This window comes from Gemmatimonas sp. (assembly GCF_031426495.1).
Lineage (GTDB): Bacteria > Gemmatimonadota > Gemmatimonadetes > Gemmatimonadales > Gemmatimonadaceae > Gemmatimonas.
In genome coordinates, this window is the sequence record NZ_JANPLK010000078.1 from 42,500 (window position 1) to 58,234 (window position 15,735).

Consider the following 15,735-nt stretch of genomic DNA (forward strand, 5'->3'; position numbering starts at 1 on the left):
TATGGAAGTTGTTGGTGGCGAATGTGTGTGGGGCGGGGGGAAGCGGGGCTTCCGGATGGGCGGGGGGTGACGGGCGGATGACGGTGCGCGGCGATGGTTCCGTAGGGGACTACTGCATGGCGACGTGACGGCGGGGATTCTTCGGGTGTTTCGGGAGGTGCATGACGAGCTGCGTCATGGGCATCCGGAGGTGATTTACCAGCGGGCGATGGTGATTGCGTTGGGCGACGCGGGGTATGCGGTGGCGCGTGAGGTGGACGTCGCTTTGAATTTCCGCGAGCGGGTGATTGGGCGCGGGCGGCTGGATCTCGTGGTGAACGACCTCGTCGTCCTCGAGTGCAAGGTGGCCCGGTCGGTCGAGCCGGATGCGGTGGGGCAGCTCCTCGGCTACCTGAAGGCGACGAAATACGAGGTCGGCCTCGTCCTCACCTTCGGTCGTCGCCCTGATCAAAAACGTGTAGTCTTCACCAAGACTCCATAGCCCGCCGCAACCGCCGCTTCCCACGCCCCCACACGTTCGCCCCCACATTGCTTCCCTCATCGCACGCACCATTGCCAACCGTGGTCCCGGCCGTCGTCGGTGTCCTCACCATCTCCGACCGCGCCTCGACGGGGGTGTACGAAGACAAATCCGGTCCGGCGATCCAGTCGGTGCTGACGCGCTGGATCGCGTCGCCGTGGCGAGCTGAGTGCCGGCTGGTAGCCGACGAGCAGCCGCTGATCGAGGCGGCGCTCCGCGAACTGGCCGACGAGTTTCATTGCGCGTTGATCGTGACGACCGGTGGTACGGGTCCGTCGCCGCGCGACGTGACGCCCGAAGCCACGGTGGCCGTGTGTGACCGGATGCTGCCAGGGTTTGGGGAGCAGATGCGGGCGGTGTCGGCGCGCACCGTGCCCACGGCGATCCTGTCGCGTCAGGTGGCGGGTACCCGCGGGAGCTCCCTGATCATCAATCTCCCGGGAAAGCCGGCGGCGATCGAGGAATGCCTCGGCGCGGTCTGGGCGGCGGTCCCATATTGCATTGATCTCATCGGAGGGCCGCGGCTGCTGTTCAGCGCCGAGGCCCCCGCCCCGTTCCGCCCCACCAGCGCGTAAGCGCGAGCCCGTGCCATGAGCCTGTCTCCCGAGCTGCTGAAGATCCTTGTCTGCCCCAAAAGCAAGGCGCCGCTGGAGTATTACGCGGGTCCGCCTGAGGTGCTTGTGTGCCGTGAAAGCCGCCTGGTGTATTCGGTGCAGGACGGCATTCCCGTGATGCTGATCGACGAAGCACAGCCGCTGGACGACGCGAAGTACCCGCCCACGGCGTGAGCACCGCGCCGAACCCCGAGTGGCGCGACGGCACGCGGGTCGTGCGCGCCGGCCTGCCCGACGCCTCGCCCGGGACGCCGTACCTGGCGGGTCCGGTGTTCGCGGCGCCGTATCATGCACCGGGCGATCCGACCGCGTCGCCGTTCACGTACGGCCGCTTCTCCAATCCCACCTGGGTGGCATACGAGCAGGCGCTCGAGGCGCTCGAAGGAGGGCCGTGCCTGCTCTTTCCGAGCGGCATGGCGGCGTCCGCCGCGGTGCTGGCCACGATGGTGCCGCCCGGCGGCAAGCTGGTGATGCCGGCCGAGAGCTACTACACGACGCGGGTGATCGCGACGCAGCAGTTTCCCGGTGCGTGGTTCGCCGCGCAGGGCATTGAGGTGGTCATGGCACCGACCGTGGGCGACGGGTGGCGTAACGCGCTCGACGGTGCCGCGATGCTGTGGCTCGAATCGCCGACCAATCCGGCGCTCGATGTGTGCGACATCGCGGCGCTCGCACAGGCGGCGCATGCGGCCGGCGCACTGGTGGTCGTCGACAACACGACCGCCACGCCGTTGCTGCAGCAGCCGCTCGCCCTCGGCGCGGACTTCGCCGTGGTCTCCGATACGAAAGCGATGACCGGGCATGCCGACTTGGTGCTCGGTCACGTGGCGTGTCGCGACATCGCGCAGGCGGAAACGATTCGCACCTGGCGCACGCGCATGGGGGTGATCGCCGGACCGATGGAAGCGTGGCTGGCGCATCGTTCGTTGGCGACGCTCGACGTACGCCTCACGCGTCAGTGCGACACCGCGATGCAGATCGCCACGATGCTGGCGGCGCATCCAAAGGTGCATGGTGTGCGCTATCCCGGCTTGCCGAACGATCCGTCGTACGCGATCGCCTCGAAGCAAATGAAGCGGTTCGGCGGCGTGATCAGCTTCGCACTCGATGATGCCGCGGCGGTGACGCGCTTCTTCGCGGCTTCTTCGCTGGTGTACGAGGCGACGAGCTTTGGTGGTGTCCATACCAGCGCCGAGCGTCGCGCCCGCTGGGGCGGCGACGCGGTGTCAGAAGGATTCGTGCGACTGAGCATCGGGCTCGAGGACGTGCGCGATCTGTTGAACGATTTCGAGCGCGCTCTCGGCGCGGTCTAGAGGAAGAGGCATGACGAAGCGGATCGATCGACGCGATTTTGTCGCGTCGACGCTGGCCACGGCAGCAGCGGCCACCGTTGGGACGATGGCGACACTCGTGCCGATGCAGACGGCGCAGGCGGCCGGTGAGAAGCATGACGGCGTACAGCCCGATGCGTTTCCATACGCCGAGCTGAGTGTGTTGGAGCTGCAGTCGCGGATGGCGAAAGGGACCCTCACGTCACGCACGCTCACGGCGGCGTATCTGACACGCATCGCGGCGGTGGATCGCAGCGGTCCGACGCTGAATTCGGTGATCGAGACGAATCCTGATGCGCTCGCGATTGCGGCGGAACGTGACGCCGAGCGTCGTGCAGGCAAGGTGCGTGGTCCGCTGCACGGTATTCCGGTGCTGATCAAGGACAACATCGACAGCGCCGATCGCATGCAGACCACGGCCGGGTCACTGGCCTTGGTGGGCAAGCCGGCACCGCGCGATGCGTTCATCGTGCAGCGACTGCGCGAGGCCGGCGCCGTGCTGCTGGGCAAGACCAATCTGAGCGAGTGGGCGAACTTCCGATCGACACGATCCACGAGTGGTTGGAGCGGACGCGGCGGACAAACGCGCCATCCGTTCGTGCTCGACCGCAATCCGTGCGGCTCGAGCTCGGGCACTGGTACCGCGATCTCGGCGAACCTGGCCGCCGTGGGCATCGGCACGGAAACCGACGGCTCGATCATCTGTCCGTCGTCGATTTGCGGACTGGTGGGTATCAAACCGACGGTCGGGTTGTGGAGCCGCAGCGGCATCATTCCAATTTCGTCGTCGCAGGACACGGCGGGCCCGATGGCGCGCACCGTCGCCGATGCGGCGGCGCTGCTGGGTGCCCTGACCGGCGTGGACGGGCGCGACCGCGCCACGACGGAGAGCGCGGGCAAGAGCGCGGCGGACTACACCACGTTTCTAGATGCGAAGTCGCTGCAGGGCGCGCGGATCGGCGTGGCGCGCAACATGGCCGGCTTTCATCCGATGACCGATGCGGCGTTCGAGCGTGCCATCGACGCACTGCGCAAAGCGGGTGCCGTGATCGTGGATCCGGCCAACGTGCCAACGGTGGGCAAGTACGATGAAGCGGAACTCGACGTGCTGCTGTACGAGTTCAAGGCGGGCGTGAACGCCTATCTCGCGGAGCGCGGTAGCACGGTGTCGGTGCGCACCATGGACGACGTGATCGCGTTCAATCGTGCGAATTCCAGCGTCGAGATGCCGTACTTCGGACAGGAGCAGATGGAGCGCTCGCAGAGCATGGGTTCGCTCGACGACGCGAAGTATCGCGACGCCGTGGCCGCGTGTCGTCGATTGTCGCGTGACGAGGGGATCGACGCCATCATGGCGCAGCACTCACTCGATGCCATCATAGCACCGTCGAACGGACCGTCGTGGCCGACCGACTTGATCAACGGCGATCGCTACAGCGGCGGCAACTCCAGTGTGGCGGCGGTGGCCGGCTATCCCAGCATTACGGTGCCGATGGGATTCGCCGATGCGTTGCCGCTCGGTGTGTCGTTCATTGGTCGGGCGTGGAGTGAAGGCCGGTTGATCGGCCTCGCCTATGCCTTCGAGCAGGCGACGGAGGCGCGTCGGGCACCGCGCTTTTTGCCGACGGTGCCAATCGCGCCACCAAAGCGGGGGTCGTAGTGGCGCCGGAAGAAACGCGAACGGCGGGCATGTCCCGCTTGATTGCCGTCGGCAGTTTGGTCGGCGCCCTCGCGCTTGGTGCGTGGGCCTGGCAGTTCCTGAATCGCGCCGCGGACTCCGGATTGGAGCGGCTGTCGCGCATCGATGCCATGCGCGCATTGTGCACCGCCGAAAGGGTGAAGGCGCGCACCGACGTCGACTCGATGCGGGTGGATCGACTGTCGTTGCCGGATACGGTCGACCAAGGTTCCGAACAGGCGATCGACCGCTGTGGTGACCTGCGCGGTGAGAGCGTCCCGAATTCGCTGCCGAATGCGCGCGAAATGTCGGGAGATCCGATGCCGCGCGGGCTGCGCTGAGGAAGCGAACATGAAGCGTATCCTGATCGGACTGCTGGTGCTGGTGGTGCTCGGGGCAGTCGGTTTCGTCACCGTCGGCCCGCGCATTGCCGACAGTCGGATGAACACCGTCGTGAGCACGTCCCTGCCGATCGTATCGCCGGTGGCTTCGGCGTTGCATCGTCGGTTGTTCGTGGCCGACATGCACGCCGACCAGCTGTTGTGGGGACGCGATCCACTGGAGCGCGTGGCCCGAGGACACGTGGATGTGCCGCGCTTGCAGGAAGGCCACGTGGCGCTGCAGGTGTTCTCGGTCGTCACGAAGACACCGCGCGGCATGAACTACGATCACAACACCGGCGACACGGACAACGTGCTGTTGTTGGCGATCGCGGAGCGCTGGCCGCGCGCCACATGGACGAGTCTGCGTGCGCGCGCGATGTATCAGGCTGACAAGCTGCGCGACGCGACGCTGCGCTCGGCGAATACGCTCACGCTGATCACGACGCGCGAGGAGATGGCGCAGTTCGTGGAGCGCCGCGCCGGTGATCCGGCACAGGTCTCGACGTTGCTCGCGATCGAAGGGCTGCATGCGCTCGACGGAAAGCTGGAGAGCGTGGACACCCTCTACGCCGCCGGCTTCCGCATGATGGGACTGACGCACTTCTTCGACAACGAAGTTGCGGCCAGCGCGCACGGCGTCACGCACGCGGGGCTCACGCCGCTCGGTCGTCAGGTCATCGCGCGCATGGAAGCGCTCGGCATCATTGTCGATCTCGCGCATTCCTCGCAACAGACGGTGCAGGAGGTGCTCGGCATGGCCACGCGGCCAGTCGTGGTATCGCACACCGGCGTAGCGGCCACGTGCCCGGGGCCGCGCAACCTCACGGACGATCAGCTGCGGGCGATCGCGGCCAACGGTGGACTCGTCGGCATTGGCTACTGGGATGGTGCGGTGTGCGAGCCCACCGTCGCCAATATCGTGAAGGCGATCCAGCATGCGGTACAGGTGGCCGGTGCCGCGCACGTCGCGCTAGGCTCCGACTTCGATGGTGCCACGCGCACTCCGTTCGATACGCGCGGCATGGCGGCGATCACCGATGGCCTCCTTACGGCCGGCATGGATCAGGGCACGATCGCGCAGGTGATGGGTGGCAACACACGGGACTTCCTGCTGGCGCAGCTGCCCTCGACGTCGCCGACCCTTCGGGCGGGCCGCTAACGTGACGTCCCGGTGACGCGCGCCTGGTGGATGCTGGTGGTGGCCGGAGTGCTGGAAGTCGTCTGGGCCATCGGCCTCAAGTACTCCGACGGCTTCCGGAAGCCCATGCCGTCGGCGATCACCGTGAGCGCCATGATCGCGAGCTTCTACTACCTCGCGCAGGCGCTCAAGACCCTGCCGGTCGGTACTGGCTATGCGGTTTGGACCGGCATCGGCGCGGTGGGTACCGCCATCGTCGGCGTCCTCGTGTTCGGTGAGTCGCGCGATCTGGGACGGATCCTGTCGGTCGCGCTGATCGTGTGCGGCATCATCGGCCTCAAGCTGACCTCGCCGAGCTAGCACCGCCGGGACTGGCACTTCTCGTCGCGATGACGCATTCAATCGGTATGATCCGATTTGCCGCCGTTGTCCCCGTCCTGCGCGTCGCTGATGTCGAACGCTGTATGACGTGGTATCGCGAGATCCTCGGCTTCGCCGTCGATCCATTTCCCGACGTCGCCCCGTTCGAGTTCTGCATTCTCCGCCGCGACGCCGCCGAGCTGATGCTTCGCCGCGCGAAAACACCAATCGTGCGCACGCCGGCCTCCCACGACTGGGATGTCTACCTGCGGCTGGACGGCGGTGAGTTGACCGCGCTGCTCGATCATGCGCGTCGTCGTACGCCGCTGGTGCGGGGTCCGGAACTGATGCCGTACGGTCAGATCGAGTTCGAACTCGAGGATCCCGAAGGGCACCGCATCTGCGTGGCCGAAGTGCTCGACGACGTGACGGGCTTCCCGCCGGCGGTCGACTAGGCCCTAGCGGGGAGAGCCTTGGGACTCGACAGGCGACTGACGAGCACCATGGTCAGGACATTCAGGACCAGCGCCAGAAAGCCGGCATTGATGTCGGTGATGCTATGCGACCATCCCGGGAAGAGGGTCGACATCGACACGCCACCGAGCGCGGTGGCCGCGACGGCGGTTTCGCCGACCACGATGCCGGTGAAGGCACCGACGGCGGTGATGCGCGCCGTCGGGAGCAGCGACGCAAGCAGTGCGGGGAAGAGCTGTGTCACCATGCTGTACGCCATGAGTAACAGCGTGACGAGTGTGCTGCCGCCGCGGAAGGTGAAGAACAGCGCGATGCCAGCCAGCAGTGGCACGAGCAACCGCGCGAAGGTGGCGGAGTCGGCGGCCTGTCCTTCACGCGGTGGCCGGACGATGCGCGCGAGCGTCGTCGCAATGCTCATGAGGATGAGAGAACCCGGCACCAGTGCGGTGAGCAGACCCGCCGCGCCGACCAGCCCCACGATCCACGGGTCGAAGGTGTCGCGCGTGACACGCAGCAACGCGAGGTCGACATCGGCGCCTTTGAGCCCGGGTACCGAGAGCAGCGCCGCGAAGCCGATGAAGAAGACGAACAACAGCACGAGCTGATAGAGCGGCATCAGGGCGGCATTGCGGCGAAATACCGACGCATCGCGGGCGGTGAATACCGAGCCGAACGTGTGCGGCCACATGTAGAACCCCAGCACCGTGAGCAGTACTGTGCTGGCGAACCAGCTGGGCGACATACCACGCGATGGCAACGTGAGAAAATCGGGACGTTCAGCGGCGATCCGCGCGAACATCGGGCCGATGCCGCCGTGCAGCTTGACCGGCAATACGATGCCAAGACCGACCACGCAGAGCAGAACCATGGCGTCCTTCAGTGCGGCCGTCATGGCCGATCCCTTCACGCCGGACAGCACCACGTAAATGACCGTGGCCGTGGTGCCGATCCAGATGGCGGCATTGGCGCTGATTGCCCCGTACGATGACTCCGATACGATGATGCCAAGGCCTTTTAGCTGCAGCACGAGATACGGCATGAGCGCGGCGATACTCACCACGGCCACCAGATTTCCCAGCGCGGGGCTGCCGTAGGCCCGCGTGAAGTACTCCGACTGCGAGAGCACCTTCCACGTCGTGGCGCGACTCCAGATCGCCGGCAGTAGCCAGTACGACATGATGTACGCCACTGCGCCGTAGCCGATGATGTAGAACGCCGGTGCGCCGCGTCCATACGCCCAGCCGCTGCCACCGAGGAAGGTGAACGTCGTGTAGATCTCGCCGGCGAGCAGCATGAACACGAGCATCGTGCCGAATCCGCGATTGCCGACGCTCCACTGCTCCAGGCTGGCGGTGCCACCCGTGCTTCGTGCGCCGCGCACGCTGAGGAGGAGCGCCAGCAAGAGCGTGGCGGACAGGATGCCGAGCGAAATCGTCATGGCTCGCGACTATCGAGGGCACCGATGATCGCCATGACGACGGACGTCATGAGCACCCAGAACACAATCCATCCGAGCAGAAACGGCATACCGAGAATGCGCGGCTCGACGCGGTTGGCAAACCACGGCGCGCCGACGAGGGCGACTGCAGGGACCAGCGCCAGCAGTCGATACGGCTTGGTCATGCCGTGGCGAGCAGATCAAGGGTGGCGGCGGTGAGATATCGCAGGCCGATGTCCAGCGAGCGTTCGTCGATCTGGAAGCGCGGGTGATGATGCGGAAAGTCGATGCCGACCTCGACATTCCCCGCACCGATGAACGCGAACACACCCGGCGCACGCTGTTGGTACGCCGAGAAGTCCTCGCCGCCCATCGTGGGGCGCATGTCGATGAGGGTGTCCGCACCGAATGTGTTGGCCACGACGTTGGTCAGTCGCGCAGTGAGTGCCGGATCGTTGATCACCGGACGGTAGCCGGGCTCATACCGGAACTCGTAGGTGGCGCCGAACGCGCTGGTCACGCCCTTGATGATGCGCTCGATCGTGACGGGCACGGTGGTGCGCAGCATGGGATCGAAGGTGCGCACGGTACCGGCGAGATAGGCCGTGCTGGGGATCACGTTGAACGTGGTGCCGGCAACGAACTGCGTGACCGACAGGACGACGGGGTCGAGCGGATCGACGGTGCGCGACACGACGTGCTGCAGTGCCGAGATGACCTGCGCGCCGATGGCGATCGGGTCGATCGTGCCTTGCGGGATGGCGGCATGTCCGCCCTTGCCGATGATCGTACACTCGAAGGTGTCGGGCGCGGCCATCGCCGGTCCTGCAATGAGTCCGATGCGCCCAACCGGCATGGCCGACCAGACATGGAGGCCGATGACGTAGTCGACCCCATTCATCACGCCCTGACGCACCATCTCTTCGGCGCCGCCGGGTGAGAGCTCCTCGGCATGCTGAAACAGGAAGCGCACCTCGCCGCGCAGCTGGTCGCGATGACGCGCCAGCAGGGTCACGAGACCAAGGGCGATCGAGGTGTGTCCGTCGTGCCCGCAGGCGTGCATCGCCCCGTCCGTCTGCGACCGGTACTCGACGTCGTTCTCCTCGTGGATGGGGAGGGCGTCGATGTCGGCGCGCACGGCGAGCACCGGTCCCTGCCGACCCGTGAGAAGCCGCGCCATCACGCTCGTCTCGGTGGGACGCGAGATCTCGAGATCGCCAATCTGCTCCAGCACCTGCTGGATGAACCGGGCGGTTTCGTGTTCCTGGAACGCGACTTCGGGGTGCCGGTGCAGCGCGCGGCGCCAGTCGATCACCTGCGGCGCCAGCTGTTGCGCCTCGTGGAGCAAGGCGGCGGCGTCGAGGGTCGGCGTATGAGTGGCAGTCGTCATGGTCACGGATCAGGCACGGGTGAACGTGGACGCTTCCCTAGTGATGTAACCGCTCGGCCCTTCTTTGCGTAGGTTTGAGCATGGTCTTCCAGCAACCCGCATCCATCTCGGCGCCCCCAGCTCCGCCCGCCGCCCCGCAGGTACCAATTGGCGTCACGACGGGTCTCGACGCGGCTCCGCTCAGCCTCAAGCCGCTCACGGCGGCTGATGTGGAGGCACTGAAGGCCAAGCGTAGTGAGCTGTCCCGGCAGCTGACCTCGGTGCAGGGGCGCCGTGACGATGTTTCCAAGGAACTACTGCGTACGAGTGGTCCGGGCGCGAAGGGACTTGAGCAGCGCTTGGCGGTCATGGACGAACGCATCGTACAATTGGAGCGCGATATCGCCGCCAACGGCCGCGAACTAGCTCGGGCACCGGGTGAGCTCGTGTCTGAAGAGGCGGCGACGCAGCGGTACGGTCCGTTCAGCTCCGGACAGTTGACGGCGATTTCGATCGTGTCGATTGTGATGATATGGGGACCGTTGGCGTGGGCCGCGGCGCGCCTCATGATCAAGCGCTCGAATCAGCCGAAGCCGAGTGCGCAGTTGCTGGAAGGCACGGCCCGCCTGGAGCGAATCGAGCAGGCGGTTGATGCCATGTCGATCGAAATCGAGCGCATCTCGGAAGGTCAGCGCTTCGTCACGCAGCTGATGTCGAGCAAGGCGCCAGCACCGGCGCTGGTCGAACGCACCGAGTCGCCGGCGTAATCCAGCGACCTCGGTACGAGACGAGATGCCTACGCCGGCATATCGTCGGCGCTGCGGTCGGCGAGCATGGTGGGATTGGTCACCACCGACGTGACCGAGCGGGGACGCACCATGCCACGCAGCCGCTCATAGTTGAGCCGGAAGAGTTCCACCGCGGCTGGTACGTCGTGCTCGCTGCGCATGCGGAAGCTGATCCACCCTGAGTGTGGCTGCGTGCGGTGTGGCTCCGCGCGGCCGGCGGCCACGAGGTCGCGCCGCAATCGCACCGGCATGAGCAGGTCGGCCACGCCGCTCACGTGCACGTGTCCCATCTCGCGACGGTCCACGCGAAACTCGACGCCGCCAAACCGATACGGCAGGACCTCGACGCCATCCCAGTGCTTGACGATTCCGGCGACCAGTGCGCCGAGGTCGATGGTGCCCATGTGCATCACCAAGGCAAGACGTGAACCGAATGGAGTGATGCCTGAGCATGCACCGGGTTTTCGTGAAAGGCGAGCAATCGGCACGGTCCGGGTTTGCGGAGACGAATCGTGTCGCGGCCCGGAAGCGCATAGCGTATCGTCTGTCATGGCTTCGATGAACTCTGTTCCTGATGCAACGATCGATCCGCGCTGGCGGGCCGTTGTCGAGCGCGACCGCCAGTGGGATGGCAGTTTCGTGTTTGCGGTAACGTCGACCAAAATCTTCTGCCGTCCGTCCTGTCCGTCGCGTCGGCCTCGGCAGGACCGCGTGCGTTTCTATGAGAGCGGCCTCGACGCGCGTGCGGCCGGCTTCCGGGCCTGCAAACGCTGCGTGCCGGAGTCGGCCTTGGCCGGTGGCACCGATGCCTTGCACACGCCGCTGGTCGTGCGCGCGATCAGCCTGCTGGAGGATGATGCGATGACGGTCACGCAGCTCGCTGATGCGCTCGATGTCAGTCGTGCCCATCTGCAGCGGGTGTTCACGCGCCTGGTGGGTTGCACACCTGCCGAATGGCAACGGGCCCAACGCAGCGAGCGGTTGCGCACCGCGCTGCCTGCGAGTGCATCGGTGTCGAGCGCGGCCTTCGACGCGGGCTTCGACTCTTTGCCCAGTGCCTACGCGGCGGCGTCGGCGCACCTTGGCATGTCTCCCGGTGCGCTGCGTCGCGGCGCGGCCGGCGAGACGGTGTTCTACACGATCGTGCCGTGTGCACTTGGCTTCGTGATGGTGGCGATGACATCGCGTGGCGTACATCGCGTGGTGCTGGGCGACGACGCCGCGGCGCTCGAGACAACATTGCGCGAGTCATTGCACGCCGCGGACCTCGTGCGGGATGATGCAGCGCTCGGCGACATCAGCGCGAGCGTGGTGGCGCTGGCGAGTGGCGCGGCGCTGTCGCACGCGCTGCCGCTCGATCTGCGTGGCACGGCGTTTCAGCAGCGCGTGTGGCGCGAGTTGCAGCGGATCCCACGCGGCGAAACGATCACCTATGCGGAGCTCGCGGCGCGCATCGGTGCCCCGAAGGCGGTGCGCGCCGTGGGCACGGCCTGCGGCGCGAATCCGGTGGCGATGGTGGTGCCGTGTCATCGCGTGGTGCGCGCTGACGGCAGCCTAGGCGGCTACGCGTGGGGGTTAGAGAGGAAGGCAAACTTGCTGCGGGTTGAGCAACTGAAAACTCCCTAGTAAGCAGGAAGGAGGGTATCAGGGGGCAGGAAGCAGGTGAACCGCGCGTGGTTCCTGCCTCCTCCAGCCTGATACCCTCCTTCCTGCTTACTCGGGAGTTGGCAGTTACAGGTTCCCGATCAAACCGGGAACAGCATCTCCCGGTACCGCGGCAGCGGCCAGTACTCGTCGCCGATCGCGAGTTCGAGCGCGTCGGCCGCGTCGCGCACTTCGCCCATCGTGTCGCAGCCGGTGGTGGTGAGATAACCGGCCTGTCCGCCGAGATCATCGTGCATGTGCTCGGCCTTGGTGATCACCTTGGCGAGTTCAGCGCGCTTCTTCTGCAGCGTGGTCACCAGCTTCGACACCGAGTTCGCGGCGTCGACGATCGGCTGCATGTTGATGCCAGCGACGGCACCCTGACCCGCCGATGTCGCCAGCGTGCCGAGATACGCGTACGCCGCCGGGAGCACCTGCGTGTCGATCATCTGCTGGATCGTGTGCAGCTCGATCAGGATGTCCTTCACGTAGCGCTCGAGACGCACATGGTAGCGGCTCTCGAGTTCGACTTCGGTAAGAATGTGCGTGTTCTTGAACAGCGCCACGGCGGCATCGGTGCGTAGCTGGGCCAACGCTTCCGGCGTACGACGCAGGTTGAGCAGACCACGCTTCTTGGCCTCAACCACCCATTCGTCGGAGTAGTTGTTGCCTTCGAAGCGTACGGCGGCCGATTCCTTGAAGGCCTTGGCGGCCACCATGAGTGCGGCGTCGTCGGTGCTCTTGCCCGTCTTGATCTCGGCCTTGAGCTGCTCGATGATCTCGCCCAGCGCTTCAGCGACCGCGGCCTGCAGCAGCATGACGGGGAACGCGATGCTCTGCGACGCGCCCACTGCGCGGAACTCGAACTTCGCGCCAGTGAACGCGAACGGCGACGTACGGTTGCGGTCGGTGTTGTCCTGTTCGACGTCCGGCAGCTTCGCCACGCCAAGCTTCAGCATGGCCTGCTCGGCGTTCTTCGGCGACGTCTTGCCAGCGGCGATGTCTTCCACCACCTGCGTGAGGCCCGTGCCGAGGAAGGCCGAGATGATCGCCGGCGGCGCTTCATTCGCCCCGAGACGATGTTCGTTGCCGCTCACGGCGATACCGGCACGCAGCAGACCGGCGTGCTTGTGCACGCCCTTGAGCACCGCCGCCAGGAACACGAGGAAGCGGATGTTCTGGTGTGGCGTCTTGCCCGGCTTGAGCAGGTTGGTGCCGTCGAGCTGGTTGTCCGAGGTGATCGAGAGCGACCAGTTGCAATGCTTGCCCGAGCCGTTGATGCCGGCGAAGGGCTTCTCGTGCACGATGGCCTGCAGCCCGTGACGCAGCGCGATCTTGCGCAGCACGCTCATCACGAGATGGTTGTGATCGACGGCGATGTCGGTGTCTTCGAAGATCGGCGCCATTTCGAACTGCGACGGCGCGACTTCGTTGTGCCGCGTGACGATCGGCACGCCGAGCTTGTAGAGCTCATGCTCGACTTCGCTGATGCACGCCTGCACGCGCTCGGGGATGCCACCGAAGTAGTGGTCTTCGAGCTGCTGTCCACGCGGCGGCGGCGCACCCACGAGCGAGCGCGCGGCCATGACGAGGTCGGGGCGCAGGGCGAAGTGCGAGCGGTCGATAATGAAGAATTCCTGCTCGACGCCGAGCGTGGTGTTCACGCGCAACACACCGCTGTCGCCGATGAGCTCGAGCAGTTCCATGGCGCGATGCGACAACACGTCGGAGCTGCGCAGCAACGGCGTCATCTCGTCGAGCGCTTCTCCGTTGTAGCCGATGAACACCGACGGGATGCAGAGATACTTCACGCCACCGGTTTCACTGATGAACACGGGCGACGCCGGATTCCACGCGGTGTAGCCGCGGGCTTCCCACGTGGCGCGCAGTCCACCTGATGGGAAGCTCGACGCATCGGGCTCCGACTGAATGAGCTGCTCACCGGTGAACGTCTCGATGGGGAGCTTGTTCTCGTCGAAGTTCAGAAACGCGTCATGCTTCTCGGCCGTGAGGCCGGTTTGCGGCTGGAACCAGTGCGTGAAGTGCGTGACGCCGCGCGACATCGCCCATTCCTTGATGACCTGCGCAACGACGGGCGCGATCTCAGAATCGAGCTTTTTGCCGAGGCGAATGGAGGCTGCGAGCTTCTTGTAGATGTCCTTGGGCAACTTGGCGCGCATCTGGCGCAGCCCGAAAGTGTTCATGCCGAACCAGGCGCTGGTCGGCTGCAGAATGCCGTTCTCTTCCGGGCGGACGGTAATGCGAACCGGGCGCTGCGTAACTTCGCGCATGGCAGCGACGCGCGAGCCGTTCATGGAGGACATGGCGATGTGTTTTTGGAGTGGTAGGCGGCACGACGGACGTAAGCTGACCGACTGTACCGCTATTCGTGCACAAGTTGCAGGAATATGTCAGACTCGGGCACAAAAACCAACGTCACATTACCGGATCGTACCGGCGATGCTGCCAGAGGTGCGAAGTTTATGGTACAGCTCGGTGTTAATGCCATCATTAGCGAACATAGCCCGAACAAAGGTGCCCTCCGTGTACTCTGCGCCCTCTTTCTCTCTGCGTGATCTTTTCTGGTACACGTCGGTGCTTTTGCGGCTCGGATCGGGGGAACCGATCACGCAGAGACAAGGAGAGCGCAGAGATCACGGAGGGTTTGGCGGTCGATAGGGTCACGGGGTACACTGGGTCATGCGAACTGCTTTTCTTTTTGAATGCGCGCGACGGACGGCGGTGATAGCGGCGGTGGTCGCGGTTGCCGCCTGCAGTGGCGACGACGCCCCGAAGGTCGATTCAGCGGCCGGCACGCCCATCGTCGCGGTGATGCCGCGGCCGATGACGCCGAGCGATTCGGCCTGCCCGCGCGATGGCACCTGGAAGCGGTGCGCGCTGGAGGATCGCGTCGTGAAGTCGGGGCTGGCGTTCAAGCCGGCTGGCGACTCACTGCAGGTCGCATATCTGAGCGTGCCGGGGGTGCGCTACAAGATCGGGCTCACGGCCTCGATGGTCGCCTTCTTCTATGCGGATACGCTGGCTGCGGCCAAGGACGTAACCGCGCTGGACCGCTTCCGGCTCACGCCGCGGGGCGACACGATCGGTGCATGGAAGTCGGTGCCGAGCGATGTGATCTGGTCGGGGAATCTGGTGGCGGTGTTGTTCGACGCGTCGGCCACGCAGATCGAGCGCATCCGCCTCACGATCACCGCCGGAGCCCCGCAGCCCTGGAGTGAGGCGGCCAAGGCGGCGAAGGCCGCCGCCGATACACAGACGGTGCAGAAGCTGCCGCTGATGCCGGCGCGTTAGGGCGCCGCCGGCGCGCGCGCCGCCGGCTGCCGCGCCTCGGGCCGTCGCCGGGCATCGGCGCGCCAGTCGGTCACCAGCCGGACGAAGGCGGTCGCCCCGTACGTGATCGCGATGCGCTGCAACACAAACGAACGGCTGGAGACGGCCGTCTGCCGCTCGGGGCGCCAGCTCAGCGACGTCACGGTGCCGATGACGGCGCCGGCGAGAAACGGCAGGTTTGGGCGTACATCCCCGTGGGCCGTGCGCAGCGTGCTGGTCCGCACGATCGCGCAACCTGCCCGGGTCAGGGTCTCACGGGCCAGCGACACTGGCGGCGTGATGCAGACAGAGTGGTCGTCGACCCACGGTACGGCGCGATCAACCAGGTGTCTCACGGTCGTCTTGACTGCGAGGTAGCCCAGTTGATCGCCCACGCGTGAGCCGTAGCCGCCCCAGGTCCGCTTCCAGGCTTTGGGGGTGCCCAGTGTTTGCGACCAGCCGGCCGACAGGAGCGGCGTCACGAACAGCATGGGGCTCGGCTTCCCGGACACAGCGGCGCGCTCGACGGAGGTGGTGTCCTGGGCGTCGAGGCGCAGTGCGGCGGAAGTCGCGAGGATCAGCAGGGCCGCGCAGCGGCGCGCCGGTGAGGTGAGCATGCGGTGGGATTGAACGGAAACGAACGGTTCCAGCGTAGGCACTGCCTTCGG

At 65.9% G+C, this 15,735-nt stretch carries 18 protein-coding genes; 12 read left to right on the forward strand and 6 right to left on the reverse strand.

The annotated features are described in order from the left end of the window. The first annotated feature begins 124 nt into the window (after nt 1–124). The 9 genes from RMP10_RS19585 to RMP10_RS19625 all read left to right on the forward strand — a co-directional run bounded on the left by RMP10_RS19585 (nt 125) and on the right by RMP10_RS19625 (nt 6,479). Nucleotides 125–481 carry a GxxExxY protein gene (locus tag RMP10_RS19585; RefSeq protein WP_310571779.1) on the forward strand — a complete coding sequence of 119 codons (357 nt, stop codon included), beginning with the start codon at nt 125–127 and terminating at the stop codon, nt 479–481. Between the two features lie 80 nt (nt 482–561). Continuing rightward, on the forward strand, nt 562–1,095 hold the full coding sequence (gene mog, locus RMP10_RS19590) for a molybdopterin adenylyltransferase (protein WP_310571847.1): 534 nt from the start codon (nt 562–564) through the stop codon (nt 1,093–1,095). Between the two features lie 15 nt (nt 1,096–1,110). Further along, on the forward strand, nt 1,111–1,308 hold the full coding sequence (locus RMP10_RS19595; protein WP_309669902.1) for a Trm112 family protein: 198 nt from the start codon (nt 1,111–1,113) through the stop codon (nt 1,306–1,308). Further along, a complete protein-coding gene (locus RMP10_RS19600; protein WP_310571780.1) occupies nt 1,305–2,447 on the forward strand; it encodes a cystathionine gamma-lyase in 1,143 nt (380 codons plus the stop codon). Before RMP10_RS19595 ends, RMP10_RS19600 begins: the two co-directional genes overlap by 4 nt. A 10-nt stretch (nt 2,448–2,457) precedes the next feature. Then, the gene (locus tag RMP10_RS19605; protein ID WP_310571781.1) at nt 2,458–4,125 is read left to right on the forward strand and encodes an amidase; all 1,668 of its coding nucleotides are present in this window, start codon (nt 2,458–2,460) and stop codon (nt 4,123–4,125) included. 29 nt (nt 4,126–4,154) lie between these two features. Further along, entirely contained in the window at nt 4,155–4,484 is a 330-nt protein-coding gene (locus RMP10_RS19610) for a hypothetical protein (protein WP_310571782.1), read from the forward strand. Nucleotides 4,485–4,494: 10 nt separating this feature from the next. Then, nucleotides 4,495–5,685, forward strand: a complete 1,191-nt coding sequence (locus RMP10_RS19615; protein ID WP_310571783.1) for a dipeptidase — start codon at nt 4,495–4,497, stop codon at nt 5,683–5,685. 30 nt (nt 5,686–5,715) lie between these two features. Continuing rightward, complete coding sequence (sugE, locus tag RMP10_RS19620) at nt 5,716–6,024, forward strand: quaternary ammonium compound efflux SMR transporter SugE (protein ID WP_345785830.1); 309 nt, start codon at nt 5,716–5,718, stop codon at nt 6,022–6,024. A gap of 47 nt (nt 6,025–6,071) precedes the next feature. Beyond that, nucleotides 6,072–6,479, forward strand: a complete 408-nt coding sequence (locus tag RMP10_RS19625; protein ID WP_309669908.1) for a VOC family protein — start codon at nt 6,072–6,074, stop codon at nt 6,477–6,479. Here the strand turns inward: RMP10_RS19625 and RMP10_RS19630 are convergent. The 3 genes from RMP10_RS19630 to RMP10_RS19640 are packed head-to-tail and all read right to left on the reverse strand — an operon-like array spanning nt 6,476 to nt 9,326. Then, the gene (locus RMP10_RS19630) at nt 6,476–7,936 is read right to left on the reverse strand and encodes a sodium:solute symporter family protein (protein ID WP_310571784.1); all 1,461 of its coding nucleotides are present in this window, start codon (nt 7,934–7,936) and stop codon (nt 6,476–6,478) included. The two genes, RMP10_RS19625 and RMP10_RS19630, sit on opposite strands and share 4 nt — an antisense overlap. Further along, on the reverse strand, nt 7,933–8,121 hold the full coding sequence (locus tag RMP10_RS19635) for a DUF3311 domain-containing protein (protein WP_310571785.1): 189 nt from the start codon (nt 8,119–8,121) through the stop codon (nt 7,933–7,935). The genes RMP10_RS19630 and RMP10_RS19635 overlap by 4 nt, the downstream gene beginning before the upstream one ends. Further along, nucleotides 8,118–9,326 (reverse strand): amidohydrolase, encoded by a 1,209-nt coding sequence (locus RMP10_RS19640; protein WP_310571786.1) that lies wholly within the window; start codon nt 9,324–9,326, stop codon nt 8,118–8,120. The genes RMP10_RS19635 and RMP10_RS19640 overlap by 4 nt, the downstream gene beginning before the upstream one ends. An 80-nt stretch (nt 9,327–9,406) precedes the next feature. On the opposite strand from RMP10_RS19640, the gene RMP10_RS19645 reads away from it, so the two are divergent. Continuing rightward, nucleotides 9,407–10,072 (forward strand): hypothetical protein, encoded by a 666-nt coding sequence (locus RMP10_RS19645; protein WP_310571787.1) that lies wholly within the window; start codon nt 9,407–9,409, stop codon nt 10,070–10,072. Between the two features lie 29 nt (nt 10,073–10,101). Here RMP10_RS19645 and RMP10_RS19650 read toward each other — a convergent pair whose 3' ends face one another. Continuing rightward, nucleotides 10,102–10,497: a luciferase family protein gene (locus tag RMP10_RS19650; RefSeq protein WP_310571788.1), complete on the reverse strand. Its 396-nt coding sequence runs from the start codon at nt 10,495–10,497 to the stop codon at nt 10,102–10,104. A 154-nt stretch (nt 10,498–10,651) separates the two neighbouring features. Here RMP10_RS19650 and ada point away from each other — a divergent pair, with 154 nt between their 5' ends. Beyond that, nucleotides 10,652–11,719 carry a bifunctional DNA-binding transcriptional regulator/O6-methylguanine-DNA methyltransferase Ada gene (gene ada, locus RMP10_RS19655; RefSeq protein WP_310571789.1) on the forward strand — a complete coding sequence of 356 codons (1,068 nt, stop codon included), beginning with the start codon at nt 10,652–10,654 and terminating at the stop codon, nt 11,717–11,719. Nucleotides 11,720–11,838: 119 nt separating this feature from the next. Here the strand turns inward: ada and RMP10_RS19660 are convergent, their stop codons facing one another. Continuing rightward, the gene (locus RMP10_RS19660) at nt 11,839–14,061 is read right to left on the reverse strand and encodes a glutamine synthetase III (protein WP_310571791.1); all 2,223 of its coding nucleotides are present in this window, start codon (nt 14,059–14,061) and stop codon (nt 11,839–11,841) included. A gap of 376 nt (nt 14,062–14,437) precedes the next feature. Between RMP10_RS19660 and RMP10_RS19665 the strand changes: the two genes are divergently transcribed. Next, nucleotides 14,438–15,049: a hypothetical protein gene (locus RMP10_RS19665; protein ID WP_310571792.1), complete on the forward strand. Its 612-nt coding sequence runs from the start codon at nt 14,438–14,440 to the stop codon at nt 15,047–15,049. Here the strand turns inward: RMP10_RS19665 and RMP10_RS19670 are convergent. After that, complete coding sequence (locus tag RMP10_RS19670) at nt 15,046–15,684, reverse strand: hypothetical protein (RefSeq protein ID WP_310571793.1); 639 nt, start codon at nt 15,682–15,684, stop codon at nt 15,046–15,048. The genes RMP10_RS19665 and RMP10_RS19670 overlap by 4 nt on opposite strands. Nucleotides 15,685–15,735: the final 51 nt, after the last annotated feature.

Bases quoted from the DNA above. Each gene is read 5' to 3' on its own strand.
- RMP10_RS19615 (WP_310571783.1), top strand. From the start codon at position 4,495: ATGAAGCGTATCCTGATCGGACTGCTGGTGCTGGTGGTGCTCGGGGCA.
- RMP10_RS19650 (WP_310571788.1), bottom strand. From the start codon at position 10,497: ATGGGCACCATCGACCTCGGCGCACTGGTCGCCGGAATCGTCAAGCAC.
- ada (WP_310571789.1), top strand. From the start codon at position 10,652: ATGAACTCTGTTCCTGATGCAACGATCGATCCGCGCTGGCGGGCCGTT.
- RMP10_RS19625 (WP_309669908.1), top strand. From the start codon at position 6,072: ATGATCCGATTTGCCGCCGTTGTCCCCGTCCTGCGCGTCGCTGATGTC.
- RMP10_RS19645 (WP_310571787.1), top strand. From the start codon at position 9,407: ATGGTCTTCCAGCAACCCGCATCCATCTCGGCGCCCCCAGCTCCGCCC.
- RMP10_RS19665 (WP_310571792.1), top strand. From the start codon at position 14,438: ATGCGAACTGCTTTTCTTTTTGAATGCGCGCGACGGACGGCGGTGATA.
- RMP10_RS19605 (WP_310571781.1), top strand. From the start codon at position 2,458: ATGACGAAGCGGATCGATCGACGCGATTTTGTCGCGTCGACGCTGGCC.
- RMP10_RS19660 (WP_310571791.1), bottom strand. From the start codon at position 14,061: ATGTCCTCCATGAACGGCTCGCGCGTCGCTGCCATGCGCGAAGTTACG.
- sugE (WP_345785830.1), top strand. From the start codon at position 5,716: ATGCTGGTGGTGGCCGGAGTGCTGGAAGTCGTCTGGGCCATCGGCCTC.
- RMP10_RS19640 (WP_310571786.1), bottom strand. From the start codon at position 9,326: ATGACGACTGCCACTCATACGCCGACCCTCGACGCCGCCGCCTTGCTC.
- RMP10_RS19595 (WP_309669902.1), top strand. From the start codon at position 1,111: ATGAGCCTGTCTCCCGAGCTGCTGAAGATCCTTGTCTGCCCCAAAAGC.
- RMP10_RS19610 (WP_310571782.1), top strand. From the start codon at position 4,155: ATGTCCCGCTTGATTGCCGTCGGCAGTTTGGTCGGCGCCCTCGCGCTT.
- RMP10_RS19670 (WP_310571793.1), bottom strand. From the start codon at position 15,684: ATGCTCACCTCACCGGCGCGCCGCTGCGCGGCCCTGCTGATCCTCGCG.
- RMP10_RS19630 (WP_310571784.1), bottom strand. From the start codon at position 7,936: ATGACGATTTCGCTCGGCATCCTGTCCGCCACGCTCTTGCTGGCGCTC.
- RMP10_RS19635 (WP_310571785.1), bottom strand. From the start codon at position 8,121: ATGACCAAGCCGTATCGACTGCTGGCGCTGGTCCCTGCAGTCGCCCTC.